Origin of the sequence: Paracoccus mangrovi (assembly GCF_042648425.1) — a bacterium.
GTDB lineage: Bacteria > Pseudomonadota > Alphaproteobacteria > Rhodobacterales > Rhodobacteraceae > Paracoccus > Paracoccus mangrovi.
Map to the genome: position 1 here is coordinate 36921 of NZ_JBHRXJ010000015.1, position 13913 is coordinate 50833.

Sequence of the window (13913 nt, forward strand, 5' to 3'; positions counted from 1 at the left end):
GACTCCAGATGACGAAACGACACGACCGCCGCGGCGCATGCTGCGAGATGCCGAACCGTCAGAGCTTTTCATCACCATTCCCCAGCTTGGCGATCTGGTCAAACTGCGCCCCCGCCCGGATGAAAACGGGTTGGGCTTTCTGGCCCGGCTGCGCGCCTCGACCACGCCCGAAGAGGCGGTGACCTTTACCGCCTTTGCCGCCCTGCCAAGCGCGGCCGCCGGATGGGGCTATGAATGCCTGCGCCTGATGGCGGATCATCTGCAACCGCAGGAACGCCAGATGATGCAGCTGATCGCGAATTGGCTGGCCGATCCGACCACGCGGCAACGCCACGAAATCATGCGAGAGGCACTTTGGGCGCCGAACCGCAGCCCCTCGGTTCTGTTGGCGCTTGGGGTTGGCTGGTCGACCGGTGGGCCCGCGCCCAACGATCCCGAACGATCCCCGCCGCACAAGACGCCGGTGGCGTTGAACAGTGCGGTTCTGTCCTGTCTGGCGCGGGCCGAACTGTCGCGCCGCTCATTCTACCTTGCCCGTTTCCTCGATATGGCCGAGGCGCTTTTCCGCGCCTATTGATGTGACATGACCCTGACGCTGCAAATTGAAAATTTTCATGTACTGGACGATGGCGGACCGGTCAGCATTCTGGTCCCGGAAACGGGGATCCAGGTCGGACGCCGCTCGGGGATGGATTGGGTTTTGCCCGATGCCAGTCGCTATATCTCGGGGCATCATTTCGATGTCAGCTTCGATGGCGGCAAATGGAGCCTGCTTGACCGGTCGACCAATGGCACCTTTCTTCAAGGCCATCGCCACCGGCTGGACGGGCCGCATCCGCTTGCCCATGGCGACCGATTTCAGGTCGGGCAATATGTGATCGTGGCGCTGTTCGATCTGCAACAGGGCAGGGGGATGACACCCGGCTCGTTGCCCGCGCATCGCGTCGACAGCCCCGTGGTCGAGCCGATTTCGGACGACCCTTGGGCGGTGGGGGCGGTGCATGAGCCGATCGATGTCTATCCCGCCGAAGCCGTGCGCCACAGTCCCGACTTTTCGCGCGACTTCGTCCCCTTCACAGCCCCTGAACCCGAGGCGGCACCGACGCCCGCGCCAAAGGCCCCGGTCGCGACCGTGCCCCCGGTCAGTCCGGCGGCGTTGACAGCTGTCAACCCGGATGAACCCTCGGCGATCCTGCGCGCATTTTGCGAGGGGGCGGGACTTTCGATCGAATATGCCAAGGATGTCCCGACCGAGGAACTGGCCCGGGCGCTGGGTCAATCGCTGCGCTCGACCACGACCCATATCATGGCCGCCCTGCAGGATCGGGCGGCGGCCCGCCATTTCACCCGGGCCGGCGAACGCACGATGCGCGGCGCCACCGATAACAACCCGCTGAAGTTTCTGCCCGATGCCGAACAGGCCATGGACGCGCTGTTCCTGCGCCCGCGCGCGGGCTTTCTGACCGGCGCGGACGGGTTCGATGCCGCGCTTTGGGATCTGCGGCGGCACCAAAGCGCGCTGTTTGCGGCATTGCAGCCCGCGCTTCTGGCCCTGCTTGAGGATCTGGACCCCAGCCGGATCGACGCCGAGGCAAAGGGTAACCAGCTGATTGGAAACAAGAAATCCAAATGCTGGGACGATTTCGTTGCCCGTTGGGACGCCAAGACAGCCAGCGAAAACGGCATTCTGGACGAATTCATCCGCCTGTTTGCCCAGGCCTATCGAAAAGCGCATGATCGCGACGGCCTGCCGGATTGATCGCGGCCCGTTGATTTGAAGAGGTATTGATTTGGCTGCGTTCAACCTGCTTGAGCCGATCACCCCCGAAATGCCCTGCGGCCCCGATCTGGAGCAACGGGACGACCCGGATTTTCTGGACTATTACTATGAGGCGGAATCGCGCCTGCCGGAACGATATTTCACCCCCGGACTGGCCCCGGACGGGCGCGAGGATCGGCAATTCGATCCGCGCTCGGTCGATCTTGCGGCCGAGACGGCGGCGATTCACGGCCTGTTGAAACGGACGCGCGATCTGCGGCTGGTCAGCCTGCTCGCGCGGTTCCAGATCCTTGCCGGCAAGCTGGAAGGTTTTGCCGACACGCTTGAAGACATGGCCGCGATCCTTGGGCAATGGCCCGATGAGGTGCATCCGCGCGGGGCGGATCGTCGTGCCGCGATGGATTCGCTGAACAGTCAGCCGGCGGTGGTGATGCCGCTTTTGCATCTGCCGGTCTTGTCGAATTCCGAACTGACGCTGCGCCGCTATATGGTCGCGACTGGAAAGGCCGAGCCGCGCGCCGGGGAACGCGAACTGGTCGGCACGGACATTCTGTCGCCGCTGCGGGTCGATGCGAATCATAAGGCGGTGGCGGTGGTTCAGGACCGGCTCAGCCGGGCCTCGGATGCGCTGCACCGGATTCAGAAACTGGCGGCCAGCCATCCCGACACGCCGCTTACCCTGGATCTGGGCGCGTTGCGCGCGGCACTGACCGACATGCAGACGATGATCGCCCAGGCCCGGCCGGACCTTCAGCCATGGTCACCGACGGCCATCGATCCGCAGCCCGATCCCGCCCCCGAAGAACCCGCCCCGTCATCCGACGCACAGGCCGTTCCGGCCGCCGCGCCCAAGCCCGCGCAGCGCGTTCCCGATCGCGCCACGGCGGCGGTGACCCTTGATGCCGTGGCGCGCTGGCTGGCGGGAAATGAGCCGTCATCTCCGGCACTTGTGCTTGTGGCACAGGCGCGCGCGCTGGTCGGAAAGCCGCTTGTCGAGGCGATCGAGGTGCTGATGCCGGCCCAGGCCCCCGGGGCGAAATTGCGCATCGGACAGGGCAGTCCCTTCATCCTGTCGATGGACAAGCTGAAGGCGCTGACCCAGTCCGGTCTGGACGGGCAGGGCGGGGGGGATCCCGCACCCGCCCCGATCACGCCGCCTTCTATTGGCAGACGTGCAGACATTGTCTCGCAACTACTTGGGGTTGAGGGTTATTTTTCTGCATTCGAGCCCGCCAGCCCGGTGCCCTTGCTACTTGCAAAAGCGCGTGAAATGCTGGACAAACGCTTCGACGCAATTGTTGCTGAATTATTGGCTTCCCAAGTGGAACCCGGACAAGGCTGATCTGTGTTAGGGAATTGACTCAGTGCCCGTTATAAGTTTGCCTTGCCCAGTGGAGGATTGACCTGATGGCTTCGGACAAGTCGACCGATTTTATCAAACGCAACCGCCCGCCTCGGGTGAATATTTCCTACGAAGACCCTTACGATTCCGAAAAGATGGTCGAGCTGCCCTTTGTTCTGGGCGTGATGTCCGACCTGTCCGGCAATGCGTCCGAGGTCGACAAGCCCGAAATGGAAGAGCGCGACTTTGCCGACGTGACCGCCGCGACGCTGGACGACTATATGAAAAGCGTCGCCCCCGGGGTTTCGTTCAACGTCGAGAACAAGCTGGGCGAAGGCGATGGGCGCATGGGCGTCACGCTGAAATTCGAAAGCATGGATGATTTCAACCCGGCTGCGGTCGCCCGCCAGATTCCGGCGTTGAAAAAGCTGCTTGAGGCGCGCCAGCATCTGGCCAACCTGCAACGCTATATGAACTCCAAGCCCAAGGCGCAGGATCAGATCCGCAAGCTGCTGAACGATCCCGAACTGATGGCCGCGCTGGCTGAGCGCGAAGACAAGAAATCCGTTGACGGAGAGGATAGCTGATGGCGCAAGAATCGCAGGCCCGCGCCAGCGAAGCCGGTGCCCTTACCGGACTGGACGAATTCTCGGACATCCTGAAACAGACCATCAAGCCGCGCACCGATATCGCCGCGAAAGAGGTCGACAACGCCGTCGTCGCGCTGGTGCGCGAGGCGCTGGATGACGAAAGCCTGATCGCCGAGGACGTGATCGACACCATCGATGCGATGCTGTCGAAGCTGGACCAGAAGCTGACCGAACAGCTGAACGAGGTCATCCACAACGAGGATTTCCAAAAGCTGGAATCGTCGTGGCGGGGGCTGGCCTATACGGTCAACAATTCGGAAACCGACGCCTCGCTGCGGGTGAAGGTGATGAACGCCTCGAAGAAAGAGCTGCAACAGATGATGCGGCGCTATCCGGGCGCGAAATGGGACAAGTCGCCGCTGAACATGCGCGTCTATGAGGCCGAATTCGGCACTCTGGGCGGCAAGCCTTTCGGAGCGCTGATCGGCGACTATTATTTCGATCACGGCACTGCCGATGTGGCGCTGTTGCGCGACATTTCCAAGGTTGCGGCGGCGGCACATGCGCCGTTCCTGTCGGCCGCGGCGCCGGAACTGCTGGGCATGGACAACTGGACCGAGCTGGGGACGCCCCCGGATCTGTCGGAAATCTTTGACACGCCCGATTACGCGGCCTGGAACAGCCTGCGCGATTCCGAAAATTCGCGCTATGTCGCACTGGTCGCGCCGCGCGTTCTGGCGCGCGAACCCTATGGCCAGAATTCGAACTCGGTGGTTGAGGAATTCAACTTCGAGGAAGAAACCGACGGCCACGAGGGCAAGAAATATTCCTGGATGAACGCGGCCCACGCCATGGCCGTGAACATCAACCGCGCGCATAAGGAACACGGTTGGACCGTGCAAATCCGGGGCGTGCAATCGGGTGGCGAGGTGCTGAACCTGCCGACCCATAATTTCGATACGGGTGACGGGTCCAAGGATCTGAAATGCCCGACCGAAGTGTCGATCACCGATCGCCGTGAGGCAGAATTGTCCAAGGCCGGTCTGATTGGTCTGATCCATCGCAAGCACACCGATAAGGCCGCATTCATCGGTGCGCAAACGTTGTACCGGCCTAAAAAATACGTCGACGATCAGGCAACCGCCTCGGACAACATGTCCTCGCGGCTGCCCTATATCTTCGCGGTGTCACGTTTCAGCCATTATTTGAAGTGTATGGTGCGCGACAAGATCGGGCAAAGCCCGGATCGCCTGCAATTGCAGACACAGTTGCAAACCTGGATTAACAAGTATGTGTCCGGGAATCCTGAAAGCGCTTCCGAGCGTGAAAAGGCAAAGAAACCCTTGGCTGGCGCCAAGGTCGAAGTGGTGGAAGACGAGGAAAATCCCGGGTACTACATGGGCAAATTCTATTTGAAGCCCCACTTCCAACTCGAGGGCATGGATGTAGGCATGTCGCTCGTATCCAAGCTGCCCAAGGGCAAGTAACTTTTTGAAAAGTCTACCGTAGTCAAGGAGCGAATCTAATGGCTGTTGATATCTTTCTGAAACTGTCCAATAACATCAAAGGGGAGTCGCAGGACGATACCCACCGCAACGAAATCGACGTGCTTGCCTGGAATTGGGGTCTGACCCAGTCGGGGACCACTCATGTTGGTTCCGGTGGCGGCGGCGGCAAAGTCAACGTTCAGGATATTACCCTGACCAAATACGTTGACCTGGCCACCAACGACCTGATCAAGCGTTGTACTTCGGGTGAGCACATCGAAAGCGGCGAGCTGATTGTCCGCAAGTCGGGTGGTGCTGCTCCGGTCGAATATTTCCGTATCAAACTGCAGAACATCATGATCACCAGCTATTCGACTGGTGGTGCCAAGGACGGTCTGGATCGCGTTCAGGAAACGCTGACCCTGAACTTCCGCAAGTTCGAAGTCGCCTACACGCTTCAGGAAGAAACCGGTGCCGCCGGCGCCGAGACCCTGGCGGGCTGGGACGTCGCCGAGAACAAGGAATGGAACGCCTAATCCGCGTTTCCTTCACGATGTTCGGGAACAGGGTCGGCGCATGCTGGCCCTGTTTCTTTGACTGCCATACGCCCCGCGGGCCGGGGCTTTGGGTAAGGTGGGCATGACTTCGCGGCGTTCTTCCTCGGATAACAGGGAACCGGGCCGGGGCGGTCTGCGGGAAATGTCGCTGATGCATATTTTCCGCGATTCCGCCGCGCGTCGGGATTCGCGCGATCAGGGGCATCGTTATGTCGATGGCGACCGCGATCTGACCCTGCTCAGCCAAAAGCGCCGCGAAGGCGCCAGCGAGGAATCCCTGCGCCGCAATCTGGCCCGCGATATCGCAAGCCTGATGAACACGATCCGGCTGGATGTCTGTGTCGATCTGACGGAAAATCCCCGCGTGCGCAATTCGGTCATCAATCACGGCTTTCAGGACATGGACACGATCTGGCGCGAAAACCGCACGCCCGGCGATCTGGCCCATGCCATCCGCGAGGCGCTGATCCGCAATGAGCCGCGCCTGCGCGCCGAAACGCTTGAGGTGCGCATGGATGACGCCGCCCCCAGCGTGGAACAGCGGCTGACCTTTGAAATCGTGGCCGAGATGATTGCCGACCCGACCGATATTCCGCTGCAATTTTATGCCGAGGTCGATCCGGCGGCGGGCAAGATCGCGATGAAACGGATGCAGGGCGAGGCATGAAAAAGGCCTTTCGCGACGCCTATGAGCGTGAACTTGATGTGCTTTACGAACGCTCGGCCGAATTTGCGGCCGAGTTTCCCGGCCTGGCCGACCGTCTGGGCGGGGTATTGCGGGAAAATATCGACCCGACCATCGCCGGCCTGCTGGAGGGGACTGCCTTTCTGGCCGCCCGCGTCCAGCTAAAGCTGGACGAGGAGTTTCGCGGCTTTACGACCGAACTTCTGGAACAGATTTTCCCCGATGCGCTTGCGCCGGTGCCCAGCTGCATGATCGTGCAGGCACCGCCCTTGACTCGTCAAAGCAGCGATGGCGCGCCCAAGCGGTTCGCGCGCGGGGAATATCTGGATGCGCGGTTTCGCGATTCCGACAAGCGCGTGACCTGTCGTTTCAGCCTGACCGCGCCCCTCGATGTGCTGCCGCTGGATATCGCCGCGCTGACCTATCACGACCGGACCACGACGCTGGGCGGGCTGGGCCAGGATCCCGATTCCGCGACCAAGGCCGGGCTTCAGATCGATCTGAAGCGCAGCGATGGCGAGCCGGTTTCGACCCACGCGCAGGATGCGCTGACATTCCATTTCTCGGCCGATCATCCGCGCGCCATCGCGCTTTACGAACAGGTGCATTGCAATGTCACCCGCGCCTCGCTCAGGTGGTTGCAGCCAAATGGCGATCCGGCCTTTATCCGCCTGCGCCCGCAACAGATCGAGCAGATCGGCTTTGACCGCAACGAGCTGTTGTTCGACCGCGACGGGCGCATGTTCGAAGGCTTTGCGATCCTGCGCGACTATTTCGCGTTCCAGCGCAAATTCATGGGGATGCGGATCACCGGGCTGAAATCCATGCTGGGCCGGATCCCGACCCAGGACGTCCAGCTGATCCTTGAATTCGACCGCGCCAATGACGAACTCGCGCGGCAGATGCAAAAGGGCGATCTGCGGCTGAACTGTGCGCCGGCGATCAATCTTTTTGAGGAAAGCTCGAACCAGGTGCGGCTGGACGACCGCCGCCACGAATATGTGGTGACCCCGGATTCCAGCCCGATCACGCATTACGAAATCCAGCGGATCGAGCGTGTCCATGCCAGCTATGGCACCGCCCATGACCGGGTCGAGGTGTTTCCGCTTTACGCGCTGCCGCAAAACGCCACCGCGCCGCGCGCCACCTATTACTTTACCGCGCGGCGCAAGCCCCGCCGCCTGACCGAGACCGAGCGCCGCGCCGGTCTGCGCCACGATTATCGCGGGACCGAGACCTTTATCTCGATCTATGAGCCACCGGAAACCGTCGTCGCGCGCCGGGCGCAGCGGCTGCATATCCGGGCGCTCTGTTCGAACCGGCATCTGCCGGCCGCGCTGCCGCTGGCGGGGTCGAATGATTTCAACATGGTGTCCGATCAGGCGCTGCCGCTGACCTGCGTCAACGGTCCCACCCAGCCACGCGAAGCGATGTCGGAAATCGAACGCACCGGCCCGCACCGGATGGGGCAGGGGGATGTCTATTGGCGGCTGATCTCGTATCTGTCGCTCAATCATTTCGGGCTGGATGACCGTTTCGGCCGCGATGGCGCCGCCAGCCTGCGCGAGATTCTGACGCTTTTCGCCGATGCCTCGAACAACGTGACCGAGGCCCAGATCGCGGGCCTTGTCGGGCTGACCACGCGGCCCGTCACCCGTTCGATCCGCCGGCCCGAGGGGTTCTTTCCCGCCCGCGGGCTGGAACTGACCCTGACATTCGACGAAACCGCCTTTGAAGGCAGTGGCATCATTCTTTTGGGGGCGGTGCTCGACCGGTTTCTGGCCGAATATGCCAATGTGAACAGCTTCACCCAGGTGGTGATCCACTCGCGCCAGCGCGGGTTGATCAAACGCTGGACGCCACGTACGGGGCTGGGGCCGCTGATATGACCAAGGCCGGGCCGATGACGGGCGAGGCGGGCTTTCTGGCGCTGCTGCGCCGGCTTGAGCGCGAAGGCGAGGGCCGCCCCCGCATCGGCCGTTCGATCCGGCGCGCGCAGGATATCGTCGATATCGGGCAGGATCCGCAGCTGGCCTTTCCGGCCGAAGAAATCAGCGCCGTCACCCCCGCCGACAATGCCCGCACCAATATCCGCGCGCAATTCATGGGCTTTTTCGGGCCCCAGGGCGCGCTGCCGCTGAACACGACCGAAGAGGTCCTGCGCTGGCAGGAAGAGGGCGAAGAGGCATTTGTCCGCTTTACCGACATTCTGTCGGCGCGGTTTTATCAGCTGTTTTTTCGCGCCTGGTCGGACGCCCATGCCATCACCCAGCACGACCGCCCCGACGAGGATCGCTTTGGCACCTATGTCGCGGCGGTGGCCGGGATCGGTTCGCCGGCGTTTCAGAACCATGACAGTTTCCCCGACATCGCCCGCCTGCCCCTGGTGCCGATCTTTGGCGGCCGGGTGCGCAGCGCCGTGCGCCTGCGCCAGATGCTGGCAAGCTATTTTGGTTATGACGTCGATATTGCCGAACATCTGCCCTGCTGGCTCGAGTTCGAGGCCGACGACATGCGCGGGCTGGGGCAGGGCGGCGGTCTGGGACAGGACGTCTATCTGGGCGCGCGGCTGCAATCGGTGAACGAAAAGATCTGCATTCGCGTCAAGCTGCCGGACGCGGCCGAATATCGTAATTTTCTGCCGGGGCAGCCGCGGCATCTGCGGCTGGCCGATCTGGTATTCTGGTATCTGGGCAAATGCGTCGAGGTGGATCTGGCGCTGCTTTTGCCGCCCGATGCCATTCCGCCCGCGCGGCTTGGCGGCGATGCCGCCATTGGCTGGCTTGCCGCCATGCGCCCCGAAGGCATTTCCCGCGTTTCCGATTATATCGAAGTCGCCCGTTTCGCATTGACCCGCGAAGGTGGCGCACAGACTGAGAGAGGCCAGGCATGACCGCAATCACCATCGAGAAATTCGCCGGCAAGATGAACCGGCTGGGCTATGAGGCCTTTTTGCAGGCGATGCGGCAGGCGCGCGGCGATGGCAACCGCAATGTCGAACTGAGCCATTGGCTGTTTCATGCGATCTCGCATCAGGATGGCGATATTTCGGTCACCTTGCGCGGGCTGGGGCTGGACCGGGGCCGGGTGCTGAAAGACCTGGGTCAGGCCATCGACCGGCTGCAAAAGAACGTCACCGAAACCCCCGGCATTTCCGAACGTCTGGCCGACGGGCTGAACCACGCATGGACCTATGCCACGCTGTTTTTTGGCGAGGCACAGATCAGGACCGGCCATCTTCTGGTCGCGCTGCTCAATGACCTGACCTTGCGGCGCGAGATCGAACAGTATTCCGGCATTTTCGCCGATATGTCCGCCGAACGCATCGGGGCCGAGGCGCGCACCCTCTGGGCCGATTCCGAAGAAGAGGACATGCGCCCCATGGACGGCACCGGCATCGGGGCCGGATCCGCCGGGCGCAGCGAAGGGCAGGGGGCCTCGACCGCGCTGGGGCGGTTCTCGGTCGACATGACCGCGCAGGCGGCGGATGGCAAGATGGACCCGGTCGTCGGCCGCGACGACGAAATCCGCCAGATCATCGACGTCTTGATGCGGCGGCGTCAGAACAACCCGATCCTGACCGGCGAGGCCGGCGTCGGCAAGACCGCCGTGGTCGAAGGCTTTGCCCAGAAACTGGCCGCGAATGAGGTGCCGCCCACGCTGCAAGGCATGCGCCTGCACATGCTGGATATCGGCGCCATGCAGGCCGGCGCCAGCATGAAGGGCGAATTCGAACAGCGCCTGCGCTCGGTCATCGACGAGGTGCAGGCCAGCCCGGTTCCGATCATCCTCTTCATCGACGAGGCGCATACGCTCGTTGGCGCCGGTGGGGCCGCGGGGACGGGCGATGCCGCGAACCTCTTGAAACCGGCGCTGGCGCGCGGGACGCTGCGCACCATCGGGGCCACCACCTGGGCCGAATATCGCAACTATTTCGAAAAGGACCCGGCGCTGACCCGGCGGTTCCAGCCGATCGCGGTGGATGAGCCCTCGATCGAGGTCGCCTGCTATATGATGCGCGGGCTGCTTGGCCCGATGCAGACCCATCACAAGGTCCGCATTTCGGACGCCGCGCTTGAGGCGGCGGTGAAGCTCTCGGCGCGTTACCTGCCGGCGCGGCAATTGCCCGACAAGGCGGTGTCGCTGCTGGATACGGCCTGCGCCCGCGTGGCGGTCAGCCAGTCGGCGATCCCGGCCCGCATCGCCGATCTGCGTGCCGAAATCGCATCCTATGAAAGCGAGATCACCGCCCGCGAGGCCGAGCGCGAGCTGGGCGAGGCCGACGAGGCCCGGCTTGAGGAAACCCGCCAGCGGCTGAGCGACGCACAGGCGAAACTGGCCGAGCTGGACCGCGCCTATGCGGATGAAAAATCGCTGGTCGAACAGATCCTTGACCTGCGCCGCCGTCTGGCCGAACGCGAGGGCGAGGAGTTTGACGAGGATGCCGTCCGTACTGAGCTGACCGGCGCCATGGATCAGCTGGGACAGATCCATGCCGATGACCGCATGATCTGGCCGCATGTCGACGAACAGGCGGTGGCCAGCGTCATCAGCGACTGGACCGGCATTCCGGCCGGCCGCATGGTCGCCGACGAATTGCAGGCGGTTCTGGGTCTGGCCGACCATCTGCGCGAACGCGTCATCGGTCAGGATCAGGGCTTGCAGATGATCGCGCGGCGCGTGGAAACCGCCCGCGCGGGCCTTGGCAACCCGGAAAAACCCATTGGTGTCTTCATGCTCTGCGGCCCCTCGGGCGTCGGCAAGACCGAAACCGCGCTTGCGCTTGCCGAGGCGCTTTATGGGGGCGAACAGAACGTCATCACCATCAACATGTCCGAATTCCAGGAGGCGCATTCGGTCAGCCTGCTGAAAGGCGCGCCCCCCGGCTATGTCGGTTACGGCGAGGGCGGCCGCCTGACCGAGGCGGTGCGCAGAAAGCCCTATTCCGTCGTCCTTCTGGACGAGATGGAAAAGGCCCATCCCGATGTCCACGAGCTGTTCTTTCAGGTCTTTGATAAGGGCCGGATGGAGGACGGCAATGGCCGCCCGATCAATTTCCGCAACACGCTGATCCTGATGACCTCGAATGTGGGCACCGGCACGATCATGACGCTGGCCCCCGAGGGCACGATCACGGATGCCGAGACCATGGAATCGGCGCTGAAAGAGGAACTTCTGGGCACCTTCCCGCCGGCGCTTCTGGGGCGGATCGTGTCGATTCCCTATGTGCCGCTTTCGGCCGAGGTGCTGGGCGGGATCAGCCGGCTGAAGCTGGGTTCGGTGGCGCGGCGCATGCGGGATTCGCATGGCGCGCAACTGGTCTGGGGCGATGAGGTGATCGACCATATTGTCGCCCAATGCCGCGACCCGGACAGCGGCGGGCGGATGATCGACAACATCATCACCAATTCGATCCTGCCGGATCTCTCGCGTCAGGTGCTGTCGCGCATGGTGTCCGGTCAGGCGATGTCGGATGTGACGATCAAGGTGGCCGAGGGCGGTTTCGCCTATGATTTCGCCTAGCGGATATAGGCGCTGGCCACCCCGATCAGGGCCTCGGTGCCGATCTCGTGGCCCAGCTGGTCAAAGAAATCCTGTGCCAGATTGCCGGCCGCATCGCTGATCGTGGTGGGGCGGTTGCCGGTGGCGACGGCAAGGATCAGCTGATGGGTGTCGCGGGCCTGACCGTCGCGCGCGACCGGCACGTCAAAGCTGATCCGGCCCCCGGAATTGATCAGAAAACGCCGCAGGTCATGGGTGACGCCATTGTCGTCGACCATCAACAGCGTGACATAGCGCCCGGCGCCGCCCGTCACCGTGCCGCGCAGCGAATCCCCGGCCGCGACATCCTGTGATTGCAGCTGCACCGCAAGCGGAAACACCGGATAGCGCGGGTCGCGCCGGGCAAAGGCCAGCGCCGGGCATTGCCGGGGATCCAGAAGGATCGCCTGACCCGTGACCTCGGTTTCCAGCCCCTGGGTCAGGTCGCGCAGCAAGCCGGGCACCGGCCCGTCATTCGCGGCCAGAAGGTTCAGCCGGATCTGCCCCTCGGCCGTCAGCGCCGGCAGGGCCAGCAGGCAACTGCCGGTCACGCTGGTCTGAATGCGCTGAAAAAGCTCGACCAGCCGGGGATCGGTTTCGGCGGTGGTCTCGGCCGGTGCGGGATCCGGCGGGGGTGGGGGCGGTGCCTCGGCCCCCGAGGCCATCGGCAATGCCATGTTCTGAAGCAGGGGCGCGGCGTCGGGCCCCGGATCGGCCGGATCGTCGGGGCCGGGTTGGGGGTCGGTGGTCGGGCTCAGCTCGGGCGCGGGGACGGGGGTGCTGACCGGGCTCAGCACCTCGCCCGGGCCGGTTTCGCCGGGCAGCGACAGCGCCGTCAGCTCGATCTGGGCCGGGTCCGAGGCCGGCGCCTCATGCCAGTTCCATTGCCAATGCGGTTGCCAGACCAGCGCACCCGCCGCCGCGGCATGAACCGAGACCGAGATCGCGGTCGCAATCACCCAGCCCCGGGTCGTGGCGCGATGCCCGATCATGGCTGGAACCCCTTGATGGTGACCAGCCGGATATCATGCCCCGCCAGTTCGGGCCGCCGCATCAGCCCGACCAAAAGCGCGGCCGGCGCGGTCCGGTCCATCACCAGATGCACCGACCCCGTCATATCGGCCAGCGCGGCCGGCAGCATCTCGGGCTGGATCGGCCGGCCGTCAAGGCGCCAATCCTCGGGACCATGGACTTCGAGTACGGGCGAGGGCAGGTCCTCGGGCGCAAGCTCGGTGGTGCTGGCCAGTTCAAGCGGGGTTTCCAACGCCGGATTGCCGCCGACGATCAGGAAATAAAAGATCAGCAACAGCACGATATTGACGATGGCGAGCGAGGTATCGACCTGGATATGGCGACCCTGTCGCAGCGGTGGCAGGCGCAGGCTCATCTTGATGCGCCCCCCGTTTCCGCCGGTGCGGGGCCGGGCGCGACCAGAACGCGACCGGCGGGCGCGGTCGACGCGGCCGGCGTGGTCGCGACCTCGGCGATCTGGACCGAACCGATGCCATGGGCCGACAGCACCTCAAGCACCGTCACCACATCCTGCAAGGGCACATCGGGGCGCAGCACGATCAGAACGTGCTGGGTCTTTTGCGCGACCAGTGCTTTTGCCAGCGCCGGCAGGCGGTCGATGCCGAACCGCTGACCCGACGCGGTGATGCCGTCGATGTTCAGCGTCCAGACCGCCGTGGTCTCGCTGCCGGTCACGGCGGTGCCCGCGCCGGGCGTGTCGGTCCCGCCCTCGCCCTGCAACGCGCCGCTGCGCAGCGGCAGCATCGCATAGGACGACAGGTTCGCCGACAGCATGAAAAAGATCAGCAGCTGAAACAGCACATCCGCCAGCGCCGTCATCGACAGGCGCACCGCCCGCCGTTCACGTCGCGGCAGGCCAAGACCCGGCGGGCGCATCAGGGGCTGCGCCAGCTCCATGG

The 13913-nt window shown here is 63.7% G+C and carries 13 protein-coding genes; 10 read left to right on the forward strand and 3 right to left on the reverse strand.

Annotated features, from left to right (window positions below):
* Window positions 1-37 precede the first annotated feature (37 nt).
* The 10 genes from ACFOMH_RS16815 to tssH all read left to right on the forward strand — a co-directional run bounded on the left by ACFOMH_RS16815 (window position 38) and on the right by tssH (window position 11964).
* Window positions 38-577, forward strand: a complete 540-nt coding sequence (locus ACFOMH_RS16815) for a DUF6931 family protein (RefSeq protein ID WP_374427699.1) — start codon at window positions 38-40, stop codon at window positions 575-577.
* 6 nt (window positions 578-583) lie between these two features.
* A complete protein-coding gene (tagH, locus tag ACFOMH_RS16820; protein ID WP_377745939.1) occupies window positions 584-1759 on the forward strand; it encodes a type VI secretion system-associated FHA domain protein TagH in 1176 nt (391 codons plus the stop codon).
* Window positions 1760-1790: 31 nt separating this feature from the next.
* On the forward strand, window positions 1791-3122 hold the full coding sequence (locus tag ACFOMH_RS16825) for a type VI secretion system protein TssA (protein WP_377745941.1): 1332 nt from the start codon (window positions 1791-1793) through the stop codon (window positions 3120-3122).
* Window positions 3123-3187: 65 nt separating this feature from the next.
* A complete protein-coding gene (gene tssB / locus ACFOMH_RS16830) occupies window positions 3188-3709 on the forward strand; it encodes a type VI secretion system contractile sheath small subunit (RefSeq protein ID WP_377745943.1) in 522 nt (173 codons plus the stop codon).
* A complete protein-coding gene (gene tssC / locus ACFOMH_RS16835; protein ID WP_377745945.1) occupies window positions 3709-5199 on the forward strand; it encodes a type VI secretion system contractile sheath large subunit in 1491 nt (496 codons plus the stop codon). The genes tssB and tssC overlap by 1 nt, the downstream gene beginning before the upstream one ends.
* 38 nt (window positions 5200-5237) lie before the next feature.
* The gene (locus ACFOMH_RS16840; protein WP_374427616.1) at window positions 5238-5735 is read left to right on the forward strand and encodes an Hcp family type VI secretion system effector; all 498 of its coding nucleotides are present in this window, start codon (window positions 5238-5240) and stop codon (window positions 5733-5735) included.
* 163 nt (window positions 5736-5898) lie between these two features.
* Window positions 5899-6423, forward strand: coding sequence for a type VI secretion system baseplate subunit TssE (locus tag ACFOMH_RS16845; protein WP_374427613.1), 525 nt, complete (start codon window positions 5899-5901; stop codon window positions 6421-6423).
* A complete protein-coding gene (gene tssF, locus ACFOMH_RS16850) occupies window positions 6420-8330 on the forward strand; it encodes a type VI secretion system baseplate subunit TssF (RefSeq protein ID WP_374427610.1) in 1911 nt (636 codons plus the stop codon). Before ACFOMH_RS16845 ends, tssF begins: the two co-directional genes overlap by 4 nt.
* Window positions 8327-9334: a type VI secretion system baseplate subunit TssG gene (gene tssG / locus ACFOMH_RS16855; RefSeq protein WP_374427607.1), complete on the forward strand. Its 1008-nt coding sequence runs from the start codon at window positions 8327-8329 to the stop codon at window positions 9332-9334. Before tssF ends, tssG begins: the two co-directional genes overlap by 4 nt.
* Window positions 9331-11964, forward strand: a complete 2634-nt coding sequence (tssH, locus tag ACFOMH_RS16860; RefSeq protein ID WP_377745948.1) for a type VI secretion system ATPase TssH — start codon at window positions 9331-9333, stop codon at window positions 11962-11964. Before tssG ends, tssH begins: the two co-directional genes overlap by 4 nt.
* Here tssH and ACFOMH_RS16865 read toward each other — a convergent pair.
* The 3 genes from ACFOMH_RS16865 to ACFOMH_RS16875 are packed head-to-tail and all read right to left on the reverse strand — an operon-like array spanning window position 11961 to window position 13911.
* A complete protein-coding gene (locus ACFOMH_RS16865; protein ID WP_377745950.1) occupies window positions 11961-12974 on the reverse strand; it encodes a hypothetical protein in 1014 nt (337 codons plus the stop codon). The genes tssH and ACFOMH_RS16865 overlap by 4 nt on opposite strands.
* The gene (locus ACFOMH_RS16870; protein WP_374427600.1) at window positions 12971-13369 is read right to left on the reverse strand and encodes an ExbD/TolR family protein; all 399 of its coding nucleotides are present in this window, start codon (window positions 13367-13369) and stop codon (window positions 12971-12973) included. The genes ACFOMH_RS16865 and ACFOMH_RS16870 overlap by 4 nt, the downstream gene beginning before the upstream one ends.
* The gene (locus ACFOMH_RS16875) at window positions 13366-13911 is read right to left on the reverse strand and encodes an ExbD/TolR family protein (protein WP_377745952.1); all 546 of its coding nucleotides are present in this window, start codon (window positions 13909-13911) and stop codon (window positions 13366-13368) included. Before ACFOMH_RS16875 ends, ACFOMH_RS16870 begins: the two co-directional genes overlap by 4 nt.
* Window positions 13912-13913 lie beyond the last annotated feature (2 nt).

Bases quoted from the DNA above. Each gene is read 5' to 3' on its own strand.
- ACFOMH_RS16870 (WP_374427600.1), bottom strand. From the start codon at position 13,369: ATGAGCCTGCGCCTGCCACCGCTGCGACAGGGTCGCCATATCCAGGTC.
- tssG (WP_374427607.1), top strand. From the start codon at position 8,327: ATGACCAAGGCCGGGCCGATGACGGGCGAGGCGGGCTTTCTGGCGCTG.
- ACFOMH_RS16875 (WP_377745952.1), bottom strand. From the start codon at position 13,911: ATGGAGCTGGCGCAGCCCCTGATGCGCCCGCCGGGTCTTGGCCTGCCG.
- ACFOMH_RS16845 (WP_374427613.1), top strand. From the start codon at position 5,899: ATGTCGCTGATGCATATTTTCCGCGATTCCGCCGCGCGTCGGGATTCG.
- tssF (WP_374427610.1), top strand. From the start codon at position 6,420: ATGAAAAAGGCCTTTCGCGACGCCTATGAGCGTGAACTTGATGTGCTT.
- ACFOMH_RS16865 (WP_377745950.1), bottom strand. From the start codon at position 12,974: ATGATCGGGCATCGCGCCACGACCCGGGGCTGGGTGATTGCGACCGCG.
- tssC (WP_377745945.1), top strand. From the start codon at position 3,709: ATGGCGCAAGAATCGCAGGCCCGCGCCAGCGAAGCCGGTGCCCTTACC.
- tssB (WP_377745943.1), top strand. From the start codon at position 3,188: ATGGCTTCGGACAAGTCGACCGATTTTATCAAACGCAACCGCCCGCCT.
- ACFOMH_RS16840 (WP_374427616.1), top strand. From the start codon at position 5,238: ATGGCTGTTGATATCTTTCTGAAACTGTCCAATAACATCAAAGGGGAG.
- tagH (WP_377745939.1), top strand. From the start codon at position 584: ATGACCCTGACGCTGCAAATTGAAAATTTTCATGTACTGGACGATGGC.
- tssH (WP_377745948.1), top strand. From the start codon at position 9,331: ATGACCGCAATCACCATCGAGAAATTCGCCGGCAAGATGAACCGGCTG.
- ACFOMH_RS16815 (WP_374427699.1), top strand. From the start codon at position 38: ATGCTGCGAGATGCCGAACCGTCAGAGCTTTTCATCACCATTCCCCAG.